Origin of the sequence: Coprococcus sp. RTP21281st1_F1_RTP21281_210402 (genome assembly GCF_040915325.1) — a bacterium.
Lineage (GTDB): Bacteria > Bacillota > Clostridia > Lachnospirales > Lachnospiraceae > Coprococcus > Coprococcus aceti.
On record NZ_JBCPDQ010000002.1, the window covers coordinates 148,960 to 166,326 of the forward strand.

The window sequence follows — 17,367 nt, forward strand, 5'->3', positions numbered from 1 at the left end:
GCCCTTGTCTGTCTTTATTGGAGGTGCACCTGCACCGTTCTTTGCCTCTGTTATAGTGTGGTACTTACGAAGACTTGTCATCTTCTCCTCGTCTATAACCGCATGCTCTATATCATCACAGAGACCGAATCCTATTCCGCTGCCGCTTCCTGTCTCGATGAAATCATCCATTGGACGTGTATAGAATGCGTACTTGCCATCCACAAATTCAGGGTGAAGTACAACATTTCTCTGCTGTGGGGAACGAAGAGTCTTGAGGTTGTCAAGGCGCTCCCAGTGCTTTAAATCCTTTGTTCTCACGATACCTGCTGCTGCAACTGCTGCTGAGAGGTCATTTACAGTTGTATCCTTGCTCTCTGAACAGAACACACCGTAGATCCATCCATCCTCGTGCTGTGTCAGTCTCATATCATATACATTTGTTTCCTCAGGACATACATCATCCAGAAGGATTGGATAATCCCAGAAACGGAATCCATCGATACCGTTGTCACTCTCAGCTACGCCGAAGAATGACTTTCTGTCATTTCCCTCTATTCTTGCGACAAGATAATACTTGCCGTTCAGGTAGATTGCACCTGAATTCATGACAGCGTTAACTCCGAGACGCTCAATGAAGTATGGATTTGTCTCAGGGTTTAAGTCATATCTCCATGTGAGAGGTATCATCTCTCTTGTGAGTACAGGGTACTCATATCTGTCATAGATTCCATTATAGAAATCTGTCTTCTTATTCTTTCTCTCAAGAAGCTTGTTCAGTTTGTCAAGCTCTACATAATATTTCTCATTCATCATTTAGGCATTCTCCTTATAATTTGAAAGCAATTGAATGCTATTTATTTGCCGTCAGCGAGTCTGTTCATAATCTCAAGGCACATTCTGCCGTTGTGGTATGGGCACTTCCATGGCTCAACTATAGGACGTCCGACTCTTGGTGTTCCATCCGCATTCAGATCCCAAAACCACTCTGATCCCGGTCTCTTGTCTATGAAGTATTCCTTTATATACTCCCACACCTTCTCAGCAGCCTCGTAATACTTCTTATCACCCGACTTTTGATAAGCATTTATGAATCCTACTATTGATTCTGCCTGAACCCACCATACTCTTACCGTGTATGGCACGCCCTTTTCACATTCTGTCAGAACTGAATGTCCATCGAAAGCAATCTCATATATCTGCTCTGCAAGGATATCTGTTATCTTTGTAATCTTCTCTGTGTACTCTGCCTCTCCAAGCACCTCGGTCGCCCTATCCAGGAGCCATGATGTCTCAATGTCATGTCCGTATGAGTACAGATCGATCAGAGAGTTATAATCCTTATCAAAGAACACTTCCTGTCTCTTAAGCTCCGGATTGTATACCTTATCAGCAAATACATCGAGCAGCCATTTCAGGCGCTCCTTTACCTTGGAATCCTTGGATACCTTATAAAGTTCTGTGTAAGCCTCAAGTGCATGGAGCAGTGTGTTCATTGTTCTCTCTGCGAGAACACCATTCTCAGAAAGCTTATCATTTGACTCTGGCTTGAACTCTCTTGTAAATGCCTCGAGATAGCCACCTTCGTCAGTACATTTCTCTTCTATTGTATGGAAAAGCTGCAGGGCCAGGTCCAAAGCTTCCGAATCACCGGAAGCTTCGTAATAGGCGGATAAGGCATATATACTAAATGCCTGATTGTATGTGTGTTTTGTCGTATCTTTGGGTGAACCATCGTAATTCATGGACCAATATATTCCGCCATATTCCCTGTCTATACAATATTCTTTCAGAAATTCATATCCATGAGCAGCCTCATCTAGAAGCTTCGGGTCCTTGAGTGCCTTATACGCACTTGCGAAGAACCAGGTAATTCTACTGTTAAGAATACAACCCTTCTCAGCCTTTTTATCAAGGTTGAGGTCATAATCCATATACCCATAAAATCCGCCGTACTCATCATCCCTCAGGGCCTCCCAGAATGGGATGATAGCATCTATTAATTCTTTTTGAATTTCATTTCTCATATTCATGAACTCTCTTCTTCTAATAAATTATTAACCCTTTACAGCACCCTGTGTAATACCACTATAAATCTGTTTCTGACAGCAGATGAATACTATAAGTGCCGGTATGATCGATATGATAACACCTGCACAGATCAGGTTGTACTGACTTCCCATAGGTCCTACGAACTTGTAGAGTGAGATAGCCATTGTCTTGATCTCCGGGCTTATGAGGTAAAGGTTTGCAGCGTAGTACTCGTTATAGATTACAACGCCTTTCAGTATACAAGCAGTAACGATAGCCGGCTTGAGAAGTGGAAGTATGATCTTCCAGTAGATGGTCCAGTATGATGCACCATCCACGATAGCTGACTCGTCAAGAGATACTGATATGTTCTCCATAAACTGTATAAAGATGTAGATCGAGATAACATCTGTACCACAGCTCATGATGATGTAACCATATAAGTGATCTATGAATCTCAGATCACCCATGATGTTGTAGACTGTAACCTGCATAGCAACTGCAGGGAGCAATGATGCCACAAGGAAAAGTGTTCTGATAAAGCCGTTTCCCGGGAATTTGAATCTGTTAAGCACATATGCAAGCTGTGTTCCTATTACAACTGACACGATAAGTACGCATACCATGACTATTACTGAGTTGAGGAATGCACGTCCCATGTTGGCAGTCGTGAATGCCTTTACAAAATTGCTGAAGTTCAAAAAGCTTTCAGGAAGTTCCATTACTGAAGTAGCCTTATACTCATCTGTTGTCTTGAAGGCTGTTGTAACACATGATATAAGAGGTACAACCGCACACAGTGAGAAGAATATGAGTACAAAGTACTTGAGGAAACCTCTTACATAATATCCAACGGTTCGTTTTTCTTTTATTGGTGCTATGCCTGGCACATCTGTCTTTCCTCTTGCCATGTTACTTGCCCCCCTTCGCAGAAGCAGCCATCTGCTTCACGTATTTCTTGGTATCTCTCTCCTGTTTCTTGCGAAGCTTCTTTGCCTTATAACTCTCATCATCTGAGCTTGAATCCTTGAAGATGTACTCAAAGAACAGCTTCTGAAGCGCAGCACATATAAGTATGATAAGGAGAAGTACAACGGCCATTGCTGAAGCAAGACCGACCTTCTGGCTTGTATGTGCTATCTTGTTCATGATGATGAAGTAAGTACCTGTTCCGTTTGCACCTGTTGTGATAACGAAAGGCTGCTCGAAAGCACTGAGTGATCCTGTTATTGCTAAAATTACATTTAATGTAACGATTGTCTTGATACTTGGCAGTATGATATATCTAAACTGCTGGAATTTATTTGCACCATCAAGCTCTGCCGCCTCATAAAGTTCTGCATCTACCGACATGATAGCTCCAATGAAGAGAACCATCATCTGTCCAAGGTATCTCCAGACCGAGGTTGAAACCAGTGTCCAGTTGTTGACACTCTGGTCTTTGAGCCAGTATGGAAGGTTGTCTAAGCTAAATCCACACAACTGAAGGATTGAGTCAAACACGAATCCTCTTGTGAAGAAGAATTTGAAAATGAAACCTACAGCGATACCACTGATAAGATAAGGGAAGAAAATAAATCCCTTGAAAAGGTTACCACCTTTTACTTTGAAACTCAGAAGAGTTGCAAGGAAAAGTGCAAGCACTAACTGTACAAGTGCTCCTACGATGTAATACAAACTGAGCTTTAATGCACCGAAACAGTCTTTTCTTGTGAATACATCGATATAATTTGCTAATCCTACGAATTCTCTCTTTTCTACAGGCGTCGTATATTTCATCTTGTAGAAACTAAATTTAACCATCTCTCCGAATGGTATATATGTAAATACTAATAGCAAAAGCAATGGGATAATTGCGAAGGCTGCGCATATTATAACCTGCTGCCCCTTCCTGCTTGACGCCCATTTACCAAAGCCGGATTGTTTTTTGTTAGCCATACTCATTCCACCGCCTTTTTATAATCATGAGCTACACTGCTGGTAGCCTGTCATCAAATACTCGTTTGATGACATTTTTCTCAAAATAAACCGGGGCGGGCAATCCCCGCCCCGGTCTGTAGCTTATTCTTACTTATTTATATTGAAATCTTTATTACTTCTCAGTAACTTCGATTCCTAATGACTCCTGAGCATCTGACCACTTCTGATTCCACTCAGCCATGATATCATCGAATGACATGTCGCCATTTGCAGCATGCTCGATGATGGCCTGGATCTTGTCGTTACCACCATTGCTTACGTTAAGCTCTGACTCTGAATTGAGCTGATTGAGGTAATCCTCCTCGCCCTCAAGAGCTGGCTCGTCTGCAACGAAGTCAACACCGTCGAATGAGATCTTTGACTCTGAACCAGGAACAATTGCAAGTGAATCCTCGTTGTAAGCATATCCTGACTTCTCTGTCATCCACTTAACAAATACAAGAGCTGCCTGTTTCTCATCATCTGAAGCGTTTACGTTGATACCGAAGCAGTAATCTGCTCCTGATGAAGCGTACTGCTTACCATTTACTGAGATAGGGAAAGGAATGTATCCTATATCGTCTGCGTTAGGTCCGCCTGCTTCCATCTGTGGGTATGCCCATGAACCAAGTACCATACATCCGATCTCGCCGTTGTTGATCATTCCCTTACATGACTCCCAATCTGTTGTTGAGTAATCATCCTCTGTAAGTCCCTGTGATACTGCATCGTAAAGGATCTTATATACTGCATAAGCATGTGTATCGTCGCCATAGTTCTTGAATGGATCCTTTGTATGGGCTAACTTCTGGTTCTTGTATGTAGCATCGCCTGTTGCTGTGATCGCGATATAATCATCCCAGGCTCCCATTGTCCAGCCTGCTGCATAGTTTGTGTAAAGTGGAATACAATCCGGATTCTTATCCTTGATTGCCTTGAGTGCCGCAATGAACTCCTCTGGTGTCTTAGGTACGTCTGTCACACCTGCATCAGCAAATACCTTCTTGTTGTATACGATACCCTGTGTTGTAGCTGCAAGAGGTACACCATATACCTGACCCTGATACAGCCATCTGTTTGAGTAATTTACAAGACTGCTCATTGTATCATAATCGCCATATGACATGAAATATGTTGAAAGGTCTGCCATGTCAACTGCTGGGATACACATTACTGTCTCGTAGTTTCCTGACTGAAGATGTGTAAGAGCATCTTCTGCATAGTTTGTATCTGTGATGACATCAACCTTGATGTTTGGATACTCCTTGTTGAAGTCCTCAAGATACTGCTTCCAGTTCTTTCCGCCGTAGTCATCTGAGTCCATATCAGTTCTGTTGTTGTAGAACTTGATCTCCGCTGAAAGATCTGTGAAGTCTGTTCCTAACTGGATGTCTGCATATGACTTGATTCCCTCAGCATCAGCTGTTGTGTCATCTGCTGAATCACTTCCTGCTGCCTCTGTGGCAGCCTTTGTTGCCTCTGTTGTGTCCTTGTTATCGCTGTCTGAGCCTCCACAACCTGCAAGTGATGCTGCCATAAGACCAGCCATTGCGATACATGCAATACGCTTTGATTTCATAGTTTTGTCCTCCTTAAAACCTTCTTTGTTTTTAACTTTATATTAAGTATACATTAATTTACTTTTTAGTCATCACTCAATTTTGTTTTTAATCACAGTATTTTGTACTTTTCGTTAATTTTACCATTATCGTTATTTTTTTTCAATATCGTATAGACATTTTATCTATATATTTTTATCTTTAATTAGCATTTTATTGTTTTTTTAGCTAATTAGTCACTAATTTATATCGCTTTTAGCTTGTGATGATTGTTTAATAATTGTATTATTATGGATAGGAGGTGGTTTACATGTTAGCTAAAGAATTAATTTCCTGCACTGTACTGTCAGGTTACAATATTCAGAAAGATATTGAGAACGCAAGATTCCACAGTGCGTTCTTTACATATGAAGAATCAATGATTAACGATGGCCTGATTCATCTTCTGGCCAACGGCGATATTTCTTTTGCTTATTCATGCAGTTATACCTTCTCTTTCATTCCGTGTTACCATTTCTTCTATATATATGAAGGAACTCTTACAGTAACATCGGGCAACAGCAAATCATCATATTCCAAGAATACAGCCGCGCTTTTTGAGGCAGGATCAGAAATAACATACGCCACGAACGGCAAGTGTCGTTTCTACGATGCATTCATCCTCGGAGCTCCACTTCGCCTGTATCACGAGTTTCTCCCCGAATCCATATATTATAAAAAGGACTCTGCCGGAGCCTCTGTACTCTGGAGTCATCTTTCACTGATAAGCAGACTCCAGGGGGAGTTGTCTGCCACCGATATTTTCAGAATTTCCAAATGGTTTAATGATATCCTGACCGAATTATGTGTATTTATTGAAAACTCATCCAAGAAGATGGATTGTGTGCCTTCTTATCTTTTATCGATAAAGAATCAGATGGATACAAACTACGCCGAACCGATGTCGCTTGATGACCTCGAGGCAACTTACAGGATCAGCAGATACAGGATATGCAGAGAATTTTCATTTCACTTCGGTGAATCACCTATGCGCTATCTCAACAGTCGCAGGATCGATGCTGCCAAAAGGCTCCTTCTCACAACAGATCTGTCCGTCCACGAGGTCGGATCCCAGATTGGAATCGAGAACACAAACCATTTTATAAATCTGTTCAAAAAAGACACCGGTACAACTCCGCTGTCTTTCAAGCAGGCTGCACCGGTGTCTATTTCCGATTTGCATTACAATTGATATGTAGTTTTATTATCGTTCTATTCTGGCAACGCTATCCTTTACCACGATTCGTCCATCCACGACAAATATGCCATCAGTATATTTTTCGTTGGATATCTTTTTTATAATCTTATGCATGGTTCTCTCTGCCATCTCCTGCATATTGATCTCGTATGTGGTCACGCCTATATCGCAGCTTCCAGGATACATGTAATTATCAAACCCCACAACGGACACATCCTCAGGAACTCTGTAGCCCGCAGCATTGAGTATCTTTATGAGCGTAGCTGCCGCAAGATCACAGTTGCACACAAACGCTGTAGGCATATTCTTTGGAAGTTTAAAACAGTTCTCCTCGTCAAACTGACCCGTCTTCACATCTCTGTCCGGAATAACCCAGTCTTCTCTGAGCGGAATATCATGCTCCAACAAAGACTTTATATAGCCCAAATATCTGTCAGTTATACTGTTCGTTGAACCTATCGTGCCAACATATGCAATATCTCTATGTCCCATATCATACAGATAATTAGTCAGCATATAGCTTCCATAGAAACTATTTGCTATAACCGTGTCTATCGGTCTCGAATTGTCATAGTAATCCACATATTCTACAGGAACCTTGGCTGTCTTCTCCAGCTTTTCCAGATATTCCTTACCCATGGAACCTACAACAACTATTCCATCAACCTTGTCATCCTCCAAGAGCATAGGCATCTCAGCGTTCAATACACTATCTCTGGAAACAAACTCCAGCATAGTAAAGCAGCCTCTTGCCACCGCCTTTTTGTTAAGTACCTGATATAACTGCCAATAGAACGACGGATACTTTCCAAGGTATATCTCTTGAATGAGAACACCAATATTATACTTTTTCTTTGCCGTCTTCTTTCTGATCTCAGATGGTGACTGGTATCCCATCTCATCTGCCAACTGTTTGATCTGTGCTCTGAGTTCCTCGCTGACACCCTTCTGATCTGAAAGTGCCTTTGAGACCGTCACGGTACTCACGCCAACAATGGCAGCTATGTCTCCCAATTTTACTGATTTTGCCATAACTAGTCCTTCTCACTTTATTTTTTCACGTGGTTAAATAACTTAATTTTTATTTTATTTTTAGGTTAAACTATTGTCAAGTACAAAGTGATACAGTCTGCTCATATAATCTCCACGCATAGTTTCAATGAGCATTCCGGCATTCATGAGGAGATCTCCCCCATACACTTTCTCCGTTCCGTCAAGTCTGTAATCTGCAGCCACGTCAAGCCCTAAAAGTTTTATCTTTCTACTGTGTACGTTAGGTCTTCCAAGCACCTGAACGTAAGTCACCAACGCCTCACTCTTATCCTTTGCAACAACCATCCAGCAATCATACAGTCCATTTTCCCTGTACGATGCAACCCTATAATAATCACCCTCCCTTACAAGATCATTATATTTATGATACATAGACACCTGCTCAGGGATCATCGCACGTTCTTCTTCACTTATTTTTGTGATATCGAGTTCATAGCCAAATGTTCCCGCCAGAGCCACATGTGCCCTGGTCATAAAAGGTGTACTCCTTCCAACTGTGTGATTAGGGCAATCCGACACATGGGCGCCCATGGTCGAAAGCGGATATATCAGTTCCGTTCCCTCCTGTATAGAAAGTCTCTCTATGGCATCCGTGTCATCGGAGCACCATATCTGCGGACTGTAGTAAAGCATGCCAGGGTCAAATCTTGCACCACCGCCCGAGCAGTTCTCAAGCAAAAGATCTGGGAAATCGTTAACAAGGCGCTCTTGCAGCTCATATACTCCAAGCACATACCTGTGAGCCAATTCTCCCTGCCTGTCTCCGGTGAATTCTACGCTGCCGATATCCGTGAGCTGTCTGTTCATATCCCACTTAACATACTCAATATTTGCTGATGAGATCACGTTATGCACACATTCATACACGTAGTCTCTAACTTCTTTTCTCGAGAGATCAAGCACATACTGATTTCGCGATAATGTAGCCGTTCTCTCCGGAACCGCAAACGCCCAGTCGGGATGCTTTCTGTAAAGTTCAGAATCAGGGGAAATCATTTCAGGCTCCATCCATATTCCAAATTTCAGTCCCAGCTTATTCACCTCATCGACAAGATGTTTCAAACCGCCCTTGATCTTGTTTTCATTTACAAACCAGTCTCCAAGACTTGTGGCATCATCATTTCTATGTCCAAACCAGCCGTCATCCATGACCAGCATCTCTATTCCATGTTCTGCCGCACTCTTTGCTATCGCAAGGAGCTTATCGGTATCAAAGTCAAAATATGTAGCCTCCCAGTTGTTGATGAGGACAGGTCTCTTCTGGTGAAGATATCTGCTCCTTATCATGTGGCATCTGTAAAAATCATGAAGATTTCTAGTCATCTGTCCAAGTCCATCATGGCTGTATGTAAGCACAACCTCAGGCGCTGTAAACGTCTCTCCAGGCGTGAGCCACCACTCAAATCCCTCTGAATGTATGCCCATGACTGCGCGTACGGAATCAAACTGTGATTTCTCTATCTGTGCGATGAAGTTACCCGAGTACACAAAATGCATTCCATATACATCACCCGTAGTCTGATCTGTCCCCTTTGTCATCCATGCCATAAACGGATGGTCCTGGTGGGATGACTCACCGCGGAGAGAGCTTACACTCTGCTTGCCATAAGCTATCGGGCGTCTATCGATCTGTCTCTCCCTGGCCCATGAGCCATGAAGAGTAAGCATCTCAAAATCCTCGTCATCCATGTCTATACATGCAGAATATACCTTTGTGAGCCTGATATCCTTATCACCTGCATTTTTCACGCTCACACTTCTGGTTATAACATCCTCATCCTCAAACACAGAATATATCAGGTCAACATCAATGCCACATCCCCCATCCATCATATGGACAACGAGAGTCTGAACCTCCTCTTCTCCCGCAAATGATGCCGGAAGGCCACTAATCCCCGGTTTTCCATTTACAATATCGTAATCCACAAATTTCAGATCAACGGTTCTGCTGCCATTTGCGGTCTTTACTGCAATACAACTCTCCCTGTAGTCTCCTATTCCATTTCCGGAATACTCTGTCGGAAATGTATCCATAAATGAACATCTCTCCCTGTTATTCTTGGACGGAACAAAAGGAGCCTCACACGTTCTCAAAAACTGATCACATTTCTGCGGACGAATCTTCTGTCCATAATATATATGTCCGACAAACCCCTCTTCATCGGCGATTCCGATACGATAACTCGTGTTTCTCGTATCAAGTTCAAATATTCTGTTTGCCTCATCATATCTTATGCTCATATGTATCTATAGTCTCCTCGTTTTATTTATGGGTATCACTCTCTGCTTATGTATTCAAGAAATTCAAGTGCAAGATCCATATTCTTGGCATTCTCGCCAAATCCCACTGCAGCATCCATTTCATACCAGCCGGTATCCTTCACCCAGGAATTATCACCGATCTTTATTCCGACAGGTATCTTCTCTCCCGTTTCAATAACCGTTGCATACACAAACGAATCTTTATACTTTTCTTTCAGTTCATCAGTCAGCACCTTATCAAGATCCTGCATATATCCGAACTCTCCAAAACTCATGACAAGGTCTGTGTCGGCAAAGAACACGTCCACCGCATTCGCCATGAATTTGTTCTGTATAAGCTGTAGACTATCCTGACTCATGGCATCATTCGGATCAGTTGACACGCCGATCCCTGTACTTATACTGACATATTCCTTCTCCGCATCAAGACCATTTTCACTTAGGAATTCCTCATAATACGCCTTGTCGTTCGCCGCGGATTCCTGTTGTGTAGTGTTGACCGCAAGGATGTTGAGTGCCGCAGATTCCGCCGTAAAATGTTTTACGACAAGGAATACAACTATGCCCACAACAACAAGTGCAAATAGAGCCTTCGGAGCATAATACTCCAGTATGTATTCCTTTTTCTGCTGTTTGTTCATAAGGCTGAGTTTCTGTTTCTCAGACATATGCTCATCCACATCCAAGACACTCTCCGGCTCTCGTTTCTCTTTTTCATCGGTTTTCTCATCGATGATATGTCCAGCGATACTTTTTATATTTTTCTTTTCTATTTCTCTCTCTTTTTTTATTTCTTTTTCTATTTCTTTTTCTGGCATATAATCTCCTATACTACTCCTATACGCGTTTGCCACACACTGCCGTTACTTTATATATCATAGCATTTTTTAGTTAATTTTTAAACAGATTTTTAGCATTTTTAACTATATTTTACTTTTACAAAAGGGACCTCAGCCTCAAAGCCGAGATCCCTCTTGTTCAGCGCATTGGCTGGAAAGTGCATTCGTATGTTAAATTTTGTAGTATATGGAAGGAATGTTTTTATTTTTCGGCAGTAAATTCTGCCATATTTTGTGATTGTTTATTTAACAAGTTCCTGCACACATGCTTTCATCTCGTCTATCTTTGACATGGCATTTTTTAGGCTGTTTTCATTCACGCCAAAGTAGAATTTGATCTTTGGTTCATTTCCAGAAGGCCTAACCGCGAACCAGGCATTATTTTCCAGCTCATAGTACAGCACATTTGACTTTGGTAGACCCATGTGCTCCTCCTCGCCATCAAGCGGCTTGCGGATTCCGCTCACATAGTCCCTCATGCCGGTAACTTTGATACCTGCAAAGGTCGTAAGTGGATGGTTTCTGAAGTTCTCCATCATCTCCTTAATCTGTGCTGCACCATCTACACCCTTTAGAGTTATCCCAAACGCACCTTCAAAGTAATAGCCATATTTGCGGTAAACCTCTTCCATGGCATTACAGATGGTTTCTCCCTGCAGCTTATAAAATGCTGCTATTTCACATAAAATGACAACGGCTGCGCAAGCGTCCTTGTCACGAGTGTAGTCTCCTACCAAACATCCAAAGCTCTCCTCCATTCCGAAGATGAACTTGTATGTGTTGTTCTTCTCAAAGAGAAGTATCTGCTCACCTATGTACTTAAATCCGGTGAGTGTCTCTATATATTTCAGGTTGTAATTCTCTGCTATAGCCTTTGTAAGATTGGTGCTGACAACCGTGTTACAGATAGCTCCGTTTGCCGGCAGCTTACCGACTGCCTTCTGCTCACGACATACATACTCTGCTATCAGGGCACCTGTCATATTGGCATTGAAGCGGACATATGGATATGCCGGATCATCTGCAAATTCCGTGTCCTTCCAGATTCCCGTGCTGTCCTTGACGTATATTCCAAGTCTGTCTGCATCAGGATCTGTGGCCATGATAACGTCCGCATCAACCTTCTTTGCCAGTTCTATTCCCATGGCAAATGCTGATGGTTCCTCCGGATTTGGTGACTTGACTGTACTGAAGTCCCCGTCAGGAACAGTCTGCTCCTCTACAACATATACGTGCTTGAAGCCAAGTCTCTTGAGCACTTCCCTTACAGGTACATTTCCTGTTCCATGAAGTGGTGTGTATACTATCTTGATATCGTCTGCAACCTTCGGAATGATATCGCCGTGGATGGTCTGCTTTATGAGCGCCTGATAGTAGTTCTCATCAACACTTGCAGGAACCATACAGAACAGACCGTCTGCAACCGCCTTGTCCTTGTCCATGGTCTTGACATCCTCGTATCTCTCTACATCCGCCACATGCTTCAGGATATCCTGATCCTGAGGGGATACGATCTGGCTGCCGTCCTCCCAGTACACCTTATAGCCGTTGTACTCAGGTGGATTGTGGCTTGCTGTTACCACGATTCCGGCTATACATCCAAGCTCTCTCACTGCAAATGACAGTTCAGGTGTAGGGCGGAGTGCATCAAACACATAAGTCTTTATGCCATTTGCATTGAGACACAGAGCTGATGCCTCTGTGAACTCTGCTGACATATTTCGGCAGTCATGTGCAATTACTACACCTCTCTTAGCAGCCTCAGGGCCAACCTCAAGTATGTATTCTGCAAGGCCCTGTGTAGCCTTTGTAACTGTATATATATTCATTCTGTTGGTTCCAGCACCCATGATTCCGCGCATTCCGCCGGTTCCAAATTTCAGATTCTTGTAGAATCTGTCCTGGATCTCTTTGTCATCATCTGCGATACTTCTAAGCTCTTCCTTGGTCTTCTCATCAAAGCAGTCTGACTCAAGCCAGAACTTGTATTCGTCCATGTAACCCATCTTTTTTACCTCCATCTTGTAATTATTTTTAGTCGCGACCGCGATCTTCGAACCTATTTTCTGCTGACATTTATTTGCCAGCCATTTCGTTTCTTACCAATCATCCCGTTTTACGAGAACATCGCCTTCACATTTGCTGCAAGCTCGTCAAGCTGCTCTGCCGCATCCTCCTGTGAGTTTCCCTTTACCCCGAGATAGAACTTGATCTTCGGCTCTGTACCTGAAGGTCTCACAAGGAACCATGCGCCATCCGCAAGCTGATAATATATCATGTTGGACTTTGGAAGCACCGCCGCCTCGGACTTGCCTGTCGCTGCGTCTGTCTCTGTTCCAAGCTTGTAGTCGTAGATTTTCTCCACGCTGTAAGTTCCGACCTTCTGCACCGGATTATCTCTCAGCGTCTGTATCATTGACTGTATCTTTGCAGCACCCTCACGTCCGTCAAACTTCATGGTCTGAACCTTCTCTTTGTAGTAACCATATTCCTGCCACAATTCAACCATTCTGTCCCACAGAGTCATGCCACGGTTCTTGTAGTATGCCGCAGCCTCACAGAGAAGCATCAGCGTTCCAACCGAGTCCTTATCCCTTGCATATGTACCAGGCAGACATCCAAATGTATCTTCAAGCCCGAACACATAATTGTGTTCACCTGTCTGCTCATAAGCCCTCATTCTCGATGCTATATTCTTAAATCCGATCAGGTTGTTGCAGTCACAGAAGGTGTTGTACTTCTTACATATCTCCTTGACCATATTGGTGATTACAACCGTTGTGACTATCGCCGGATTATCTGGGAGTCTGCCACTCTGGGCTCTCTGCATCAGCACGTAATCACATAGGATCGCACCGAACATATTTCCTGTAAATTCTTTATACTCATTATTCTTGCTGTCATATCCATACATTCCGAGTCTGTCAGCATCAGGGTCTGTGACAAGAATCAGCTCGCCGCCGACCTTCTTCGCCAGCTCAAGACTCAGGGCATACGCCTCTGCGCCCTCAGGATTTGGAGATTTCACAGTTGGGAAATTACCATCCTGAACGGCCTGTTCCTCAACGACATGTACATCCTTGAAACCCAGCTCGCTTAGAACTCTTGTAACAGGCTTAAGGCCTGTTCCGTGAAGCGGAGAATATACGATCTTCAGATCTCCTGCCTTCTGAATCTCCTCCGGATTCATGACAAGCTTGTGAAGCTCTCCTATATATGCGTCGTCAATCTCCTGACCGATCACATTCAACAGTCCTGCATCTATTGCAGCGCCCTTGTCCATAGTCTTAACCACGGAGAAATCTTCTATCTTGTTGACCTCTGCAATGATTTCCTTATCCTGCGGAGATACTATCTGAGCTCCATCATCCCAGTAAACCTTATATCCGTTGTATTCCTTTGGATTGTGGCTTGCCGTTATATTCACGCCGATATTGCAGTGCAGATGTCTCACTGCAAATGAAAGCTCCGGTGTCGGGCGGAGCGCATCAAACAGATACACCTTCACGCCATTTGCGCACAGGCAGAGTGCAGTCTCAAAAGCATACAGAGAAGCATTATTCCTGTTGTCAAATGCTATCGCTGCCGATGGCTTTGATATTCCGATCTTCGCCAGGTAGTTAGCAATTCCCTGTGTTGCCATGCGAACCGTGTAAATGTTCATGCGGTTCGTTCCCGCTCCCATCACGCCTCGAAGTCCACCTGTTCCAAACTCAAGGTTTGTGTAAAATCTATCTTCAATCTCCGCTTCATTATCCTTTATGTTTACGAGCTCCTGCTTCGTAACATCATCTACCTGATCGCTGCCAAGCCACATCTCGTATCTCTGCTTTGCGTCCATCTTCTACCCCTTTCCTGACCTCACAGGCCACACAGATTTTTCCTTTTTATCTATCCACAATTCATCTTCCGTTCATTTTATTAGGCTATTTTTAGCTAATTTATTGTTATTTGTATAATATATTAAGCAGTTTTTAAATTCAATATTTAATCTTGCAATTTATATCACTTTGTTGCGCAGATGTATATTGCAGCCGTTTTATTATGGCGGTATTAACTAAAAGAATTATATTTTCTGCAATTGACTTGTAATATAACCGACCTTTTTTATTCCTTTACAGAGGCCATTTGTGATCTGCTCAAGATCAACCTGAGCGTTGTAGCCGGATTTGTGTACAGCAAGATCACGGAGGCACAGAAGGATCAGAAGGAGCTCGTAGTCCAGGTGGCATCCAGGGATCTGAAGAGCCGAATGCCGGAGTATGAACTGATCAGGATCATCGGTATACTGATCGATAATGCGCTTGAATCGACCGCCCCATTTGGCACTGCATATCTGTACCTGGACAGCAGGCAGAACCAGATAGAAATAAGAACAAGAAACAATGGTTCCGTCAAAACCAACGAATTCCGCCAGAATATGTTCTCACCGGGATATACCACCAAAACCGGAGACAGACATGGCCATGGTTACGGTCTCTACAACCTGAAAAAACTGACCGACAAGTACAATGGTAAAATATATCTCGACACGGTAAATACCGACCAGGGAGACTACATACAGTTCGACGTCATCGTATAATGACAGCAAAGCGCCGTCCGGTCACCAGACCAGACGGCGCTTTTTTGTATTTGCTATATATTATACTTATGCTACTCTGCCAGCTTGTTGAGCTTCTCAACAAGTGCTGTCTGGAGAGCTTCAAGCTTTGCATCTGCATCATCAAGGCTTGTTCCCTTGATTCCGTAGTACAGCTTGATCTTTGGCTCTGTTCCTGATGGACGTACACATGCCCATGCGCCATCCTCAAGGTCGTAGTAGAGAACGTTGGACTGTGGAAGTCCTGACTCTGTGACCTCTCCGGTGGCAAGATCTGTTATCGTGTTCTTCTCGTAATCACGAACCTTGAGAACCTTGAGTGTATCGATCTGAGTAAGTGACTCAGCTCTGAGTGAGGACATGATCTTGCGGATCTTCTCTGCTCCTGTAACACCCTTGAGCGTTATTGTGTAGAGGCCTTCCTTGTAATATCCGTACTTCTCATAGAGATCAAGCATGTGATCCCACAGAGTGATTCCCTGGCTCTTGCAGTATGCTGCAGCCTCGCAGAGACACATAACTGCAACCGGAGCATCCTTGTCTCTTGCGTATGTTCCAACGAGACATCCGTAGCTCTCCTCCATACCCATTACGAAATTGTATGAATTATTCTGCTCGAAGAACTTGATCTGCTCACCGATGAACTTGAAGCCTGTTAGAACCTCGATGAGGTTGACATTGTAATCTGCAGCCAGTGGATCAGCCATATTTGTGGTTACAATAGTCTTGACCATGGCCGGATTCTTTGGCATGAGACCGCATTTTGTTCTCTCTCTGAACTGGTATTCAGCGATTATAAGTCCTGACATATTTCCTGTAAATGGCATATACTTGCCTGTCTTTGTATCGAGTGCGTATATTCCAAGACGGTCTGCATCAGGATCTGTAGCGAGAACTATGTCCGCATTCTTCTCCTTTGCCAGCTTGAGGGCAAGCTCAAATGCCTTTGGATCCTCTGGGTTTGGATACTCAAGCGTTGTGAACTCAGGGTCTGGAAGCTCCTGCTCAGGAACAATGTATACGTTTTTGAAACCAAGCTCGGACAGAACTCTCTTTACAGGTACAAGACCGGTTCCGTGGAACGGTGTGTATACGATCTTGATGTTCTCTGACTGCTCCTTGATGATCTCAGGATGAATGATCTGCTTCTTGAGTTCCTCCATATACGCGTCATCTATCTCGGCACCTATGATAGTGAGAAGGCCCTTGTCAAGTGCCTCCTGCTTATCCATGGTCTTTACTGTATGGAAATCTGTTACAGCCTTAACCTCTGCGATGATCTCTCTGTCCTTTGGAGCTGTGATCTGCGCGCCATCCTCCCAGTATACCTTGTAACCGTTGTACTCTGGTGGATTGTGGCTGGCTGTTATAACTATACCTGCTGTACATCCAAGCTTTCTGACTGCATATGAAAGCTCAGGTGTAGGTCTGAGTGACTCAAAGAGAAATGACTTGATTCCATTTGCACACAGGCAGAGAGCTGCTTCTGCTGCAAACTCTGGAGAATACTTTCTTGAATCGTATGCTATTGCCACGCCCTTGTCCTGCGCATTCTGCTTCACAATGAAGTTTGCAAGACCCTGTGTAGCCTTGCGGACGGTGTAGAAGTTCATTCTGTTGGTTCCCGCGCCTATCACACCTCTGAGTCCACCAGTTCCAAATACAAGATCACGATAGAATCTGTCCTCGATCTCAGCCTCATCATCAGCTATGGCTGCAAGCTCCTTCTTGGTGTCCTCATCGAAATAATCATCTGTCATCCAAAAATCATATGTGTCTCTGTAACTCATCTTTCTACTTCTCCTTCTTTTTTCTCATTTAGTATGCCCTTTTATGAACGTTCTGCTG

At 43.4% G+C, this 17,367-nt stretch carries 13 protein-coding genes; 2 read left to right on the forward strand and 11 right to left on the reverse strand.

Annotated elements, in window-relative coordinates:
- From AB5150_RS02675 to AB5150_RS02695, 5 genes are all read right to left on the reverse strand, one after another.
- Positions 1-795, reverse strand: a 795-nt coding sequence (locus AB5150_RS02675; protein ID WP_368291146.1) for a glycosidase, incomplete at its 3' end; no start/stop codon positions are given.
- Positions 796-836: 41 nt separating this feature from the next.
- On the reverse strand, positions 837-2,012 hold the full coding sequence (locus tag AB5150_RS02680; protein ID WP_055145385.1) for an AGE family epimerase/isomerase: 1,176 nt from the start codon (positions 2,010-2,012) through the stop codon (positions 837-839).
- A gap of 24 nt (positions 2,013-2,036) precedes the next feature.
- The gene (locus AB5150_RS02685; RefSeq protein ID WP_022216162.1) at positions 2,037-2,921 is read right to left on the reverse strand and encodes a carbohydrate ABC transporter permease; all 885 of its coding nucleotides are present in this window, start codon (positions 2,919-2,921) and stop codon (positions 2,037-2,039) included.
- Between the two features lies 1 nt (position 2,922).
- Entirely contained in the window at positions 2,923-3,954 is a 1,032-nt protein-coding gene (locus AB5150_RS02690) for a carbohydrate ABC transporter permease (RefSeq protein ID WP_055145382.1), read from the reverse strand.
- A gap of 148 nt (positions 3,955-4,102) precedes the next feature.
- Positions 4,103-5,548, reverse strand: coding sequence for an ABC transporter substrate-binding protein (locus AB5150_RS02695; protein WP_022216160.1), 1,446 nt, complete (start codon positions 5,546-5,548; stop codon positions 4,103-4,105).
- Between the two features lie 290 nt (positions 5,549-5,838).
- Here AB5150_RS02695 and AB5150_RS02700 point away from each other — a divergent pair, with 290 nt between their 5' ends.
- Positions 5,839-6,759, forward strand: coding sequence for a helix-turn-helix domain-containing protein (locus AB5150_RS02700; protein WP_368291147.1), 921 nt, complete (start codon positions 5,839-5,841; stop codon positions 6,757-6,759).
- Positions 6,760-6,771: 12 nt separating this feature from the next.
- Here the strand turns inward: AB5150_RS02700 and AB5150_RS02705 are convergent, their stop codons facing one another.
- The 5 genes from AB5150_RS02705 to AB5150_RS02725 all read right to left on the reverse strand — a co-directional run bounded on the left by AB5150_RS02705 (position 6,772) and on the right by AB5150_RS02725 (position 14,760).
- Positions 6,772-7,797 carry a LacI family DNA-binding transcriptional regulator gene (locus tag AB5150_RS02705; protein ID WP_022216158.1) on the reverse strand — a complete coding sequence of 342 codons (1,026 nt, stop codon included), beginning with the start codon at positions 7,795-7,797 and terminating at the stop codon, positions 6,772-6,774.
- 60 nt (positions 7,798-7,857) lie between these two features.
- Entirely contained in the window at positions 7,858-10,059 is a 2,202-nt protein-coding gene (locus AB5150_RS02710; protein ID WP_173795904.1) for an alpha-galactosidase, read from the reverse strand.
- A gap of 35 nt (positions 10,060-10,094) precedes the next feature.
- Positions 10,095-10,898 carry a hypothetical protein gene (locus AB5150_RS02715; protein ID WP_055224499.1) on the reverse strand — a complete coding sequence of 268 codons (804 nt, stop codon included), beginning with the start codon at positions 10,896-10,898 and terminating at the stop codon, positions 10,095-10,097.
- Between the two features lie 263 nt (positions 10,899-11,161).
- Positions 11,162-12,925: a phospho-sugar mutase gene (locus tag AB5150_RS02720; protein ID WP_055272313.1), complete on the reverse strand. Its 1,764-nt coding sequence runs from the start codon at positions 12,923-12,925 to the stop codon at positions 11,162-11,164.
- A 110-nt stretch (positions 12,926-13,035) separates the two neighbouring features.
- On the reverse strand, positions 13,036-14,760 hold the full coding sequence (locus tag AB5150_RS02725) for a phospho-sugar mutase (protein WP_368291148.1): 1,725 nt from the start codon (positions 14,758-14,760) through the stop codon (positions 13,036-13,038).
- 240 nt (positions 14,761-15,000) lie between these two features.
- Between AB5150_RS02725 and AB5150_RS02730 the strand changes: the two genes are divergently transcribed.
- Positions 15,001-15,501, forward strand: a complete 501-nt coding sequence (locus AB5150_RS02730; protein WP_243440889.1) for a sensor histidine kinase — start codon at positions 15,001-15,003, stop codon at positions 15,499-15,501.
- A gap of 71 nt (positions 15,502-15,572) precedes the next feature.
- Here the strand turns inward: AB5150_RS02730 and AB5150_RS02735 are convergent, their stop codons facing one another.
- Entirely contained in the window at positions 15,573-17,309 is a 1,737-nt protein-coding gene (locus AB5150_RS02735) for a phospho-sugar mutase (protein ID WP_015534696.1), read from the reverse strand.
- Between the last annotated feature and the right edge of the window lie 58 nt (positions 17,310-17,367).

What these genes read in the sequence shown, in the direction of transcription:
- AB5150_RS02735 (WP_015534696.1), bottom strand. Translation starts at nt 17,309, where the DNA reads ATGAGTTACAGAGACACATATGATTTTTGGATGACAGATGATTATTTC.
- AB5150_RS02710 (WP_173795904.1), bottom strand. Translation starts at nt 10,059, where the DNA reads ATGAGCATAAGATATGATGAGGCAAACAGAATATTTGAACTTGATACG.
- AB5150_RS02715 (WP_055224499.1), bottom strand. Translation starts at nt 10,898, where the DNA reads ATGCCAGAAAAAGAAATAGAAAAAGAAATAAAAAAAGAGAGAGAAATA.
- AB5150_RS02680 (WP_055145385.1), bottom strand. Translation starts at nt 2,012, where the DNA reads ATGAATATGAGAAATGAAATTCAAAAAGAATTAATAGATGCTATCATC.
- AB5150_RS02690 (WP_055145382.1), bottom strand. Translation starts at nt 3,954, where the DNA reads ATGAGTATGGCTAACAAAAAACAATCCGGCTTTGGTAAATGGGCGTCA.
- AB5150_RS02700 (WP_368291147.1), top strand. Translation starts at nt 5,839, where the DNA reads ATGTTAGCTAAAGAATTAATTTCCTGCACTGTACTGTCAGGTTACAAT.
- AB5150_RS02705 (WP_022216158.1), bottom strand. Translation starts at nt 7,797, where the DNA reads ATGGCAAAATCAGTAAAATTGGGAGACATAGCTGCCATTGTTGGCGTG.
- AB5150_RS02720 (WP_055272313.1), bottom strand. Translation starts at nt 12,925, where the DNA reads ATGGGTTACATGGACGAATACAAGTTCTGGCTTGAGTCAGACTGCTTT.
- AB5150_RS02685 (WP_022216162.1), bottom strand. Translation starts at nt 2,921, where the DNA reads ATGGCAAGAGGAAAGACAGATGTGCCAGGCATAGCACCAATAAAAGAA.
- AB5150_RS02695 (WP_022216160.1), bottom strand. Translation starts at nt 5,548, where the DNA reads ATGAAATCAAAGCGTATTGCATGTATCGCAATGGCTGGTCTTATGGCA.
- AB5150_RS02725 (WP_368291148.1), bottom strand. Translation starts at nt 14,760, where the DNA reads ATGGACGCAAAGCAGAGATACGAGATGTGGCTTGGCAGCGATCAGGTA.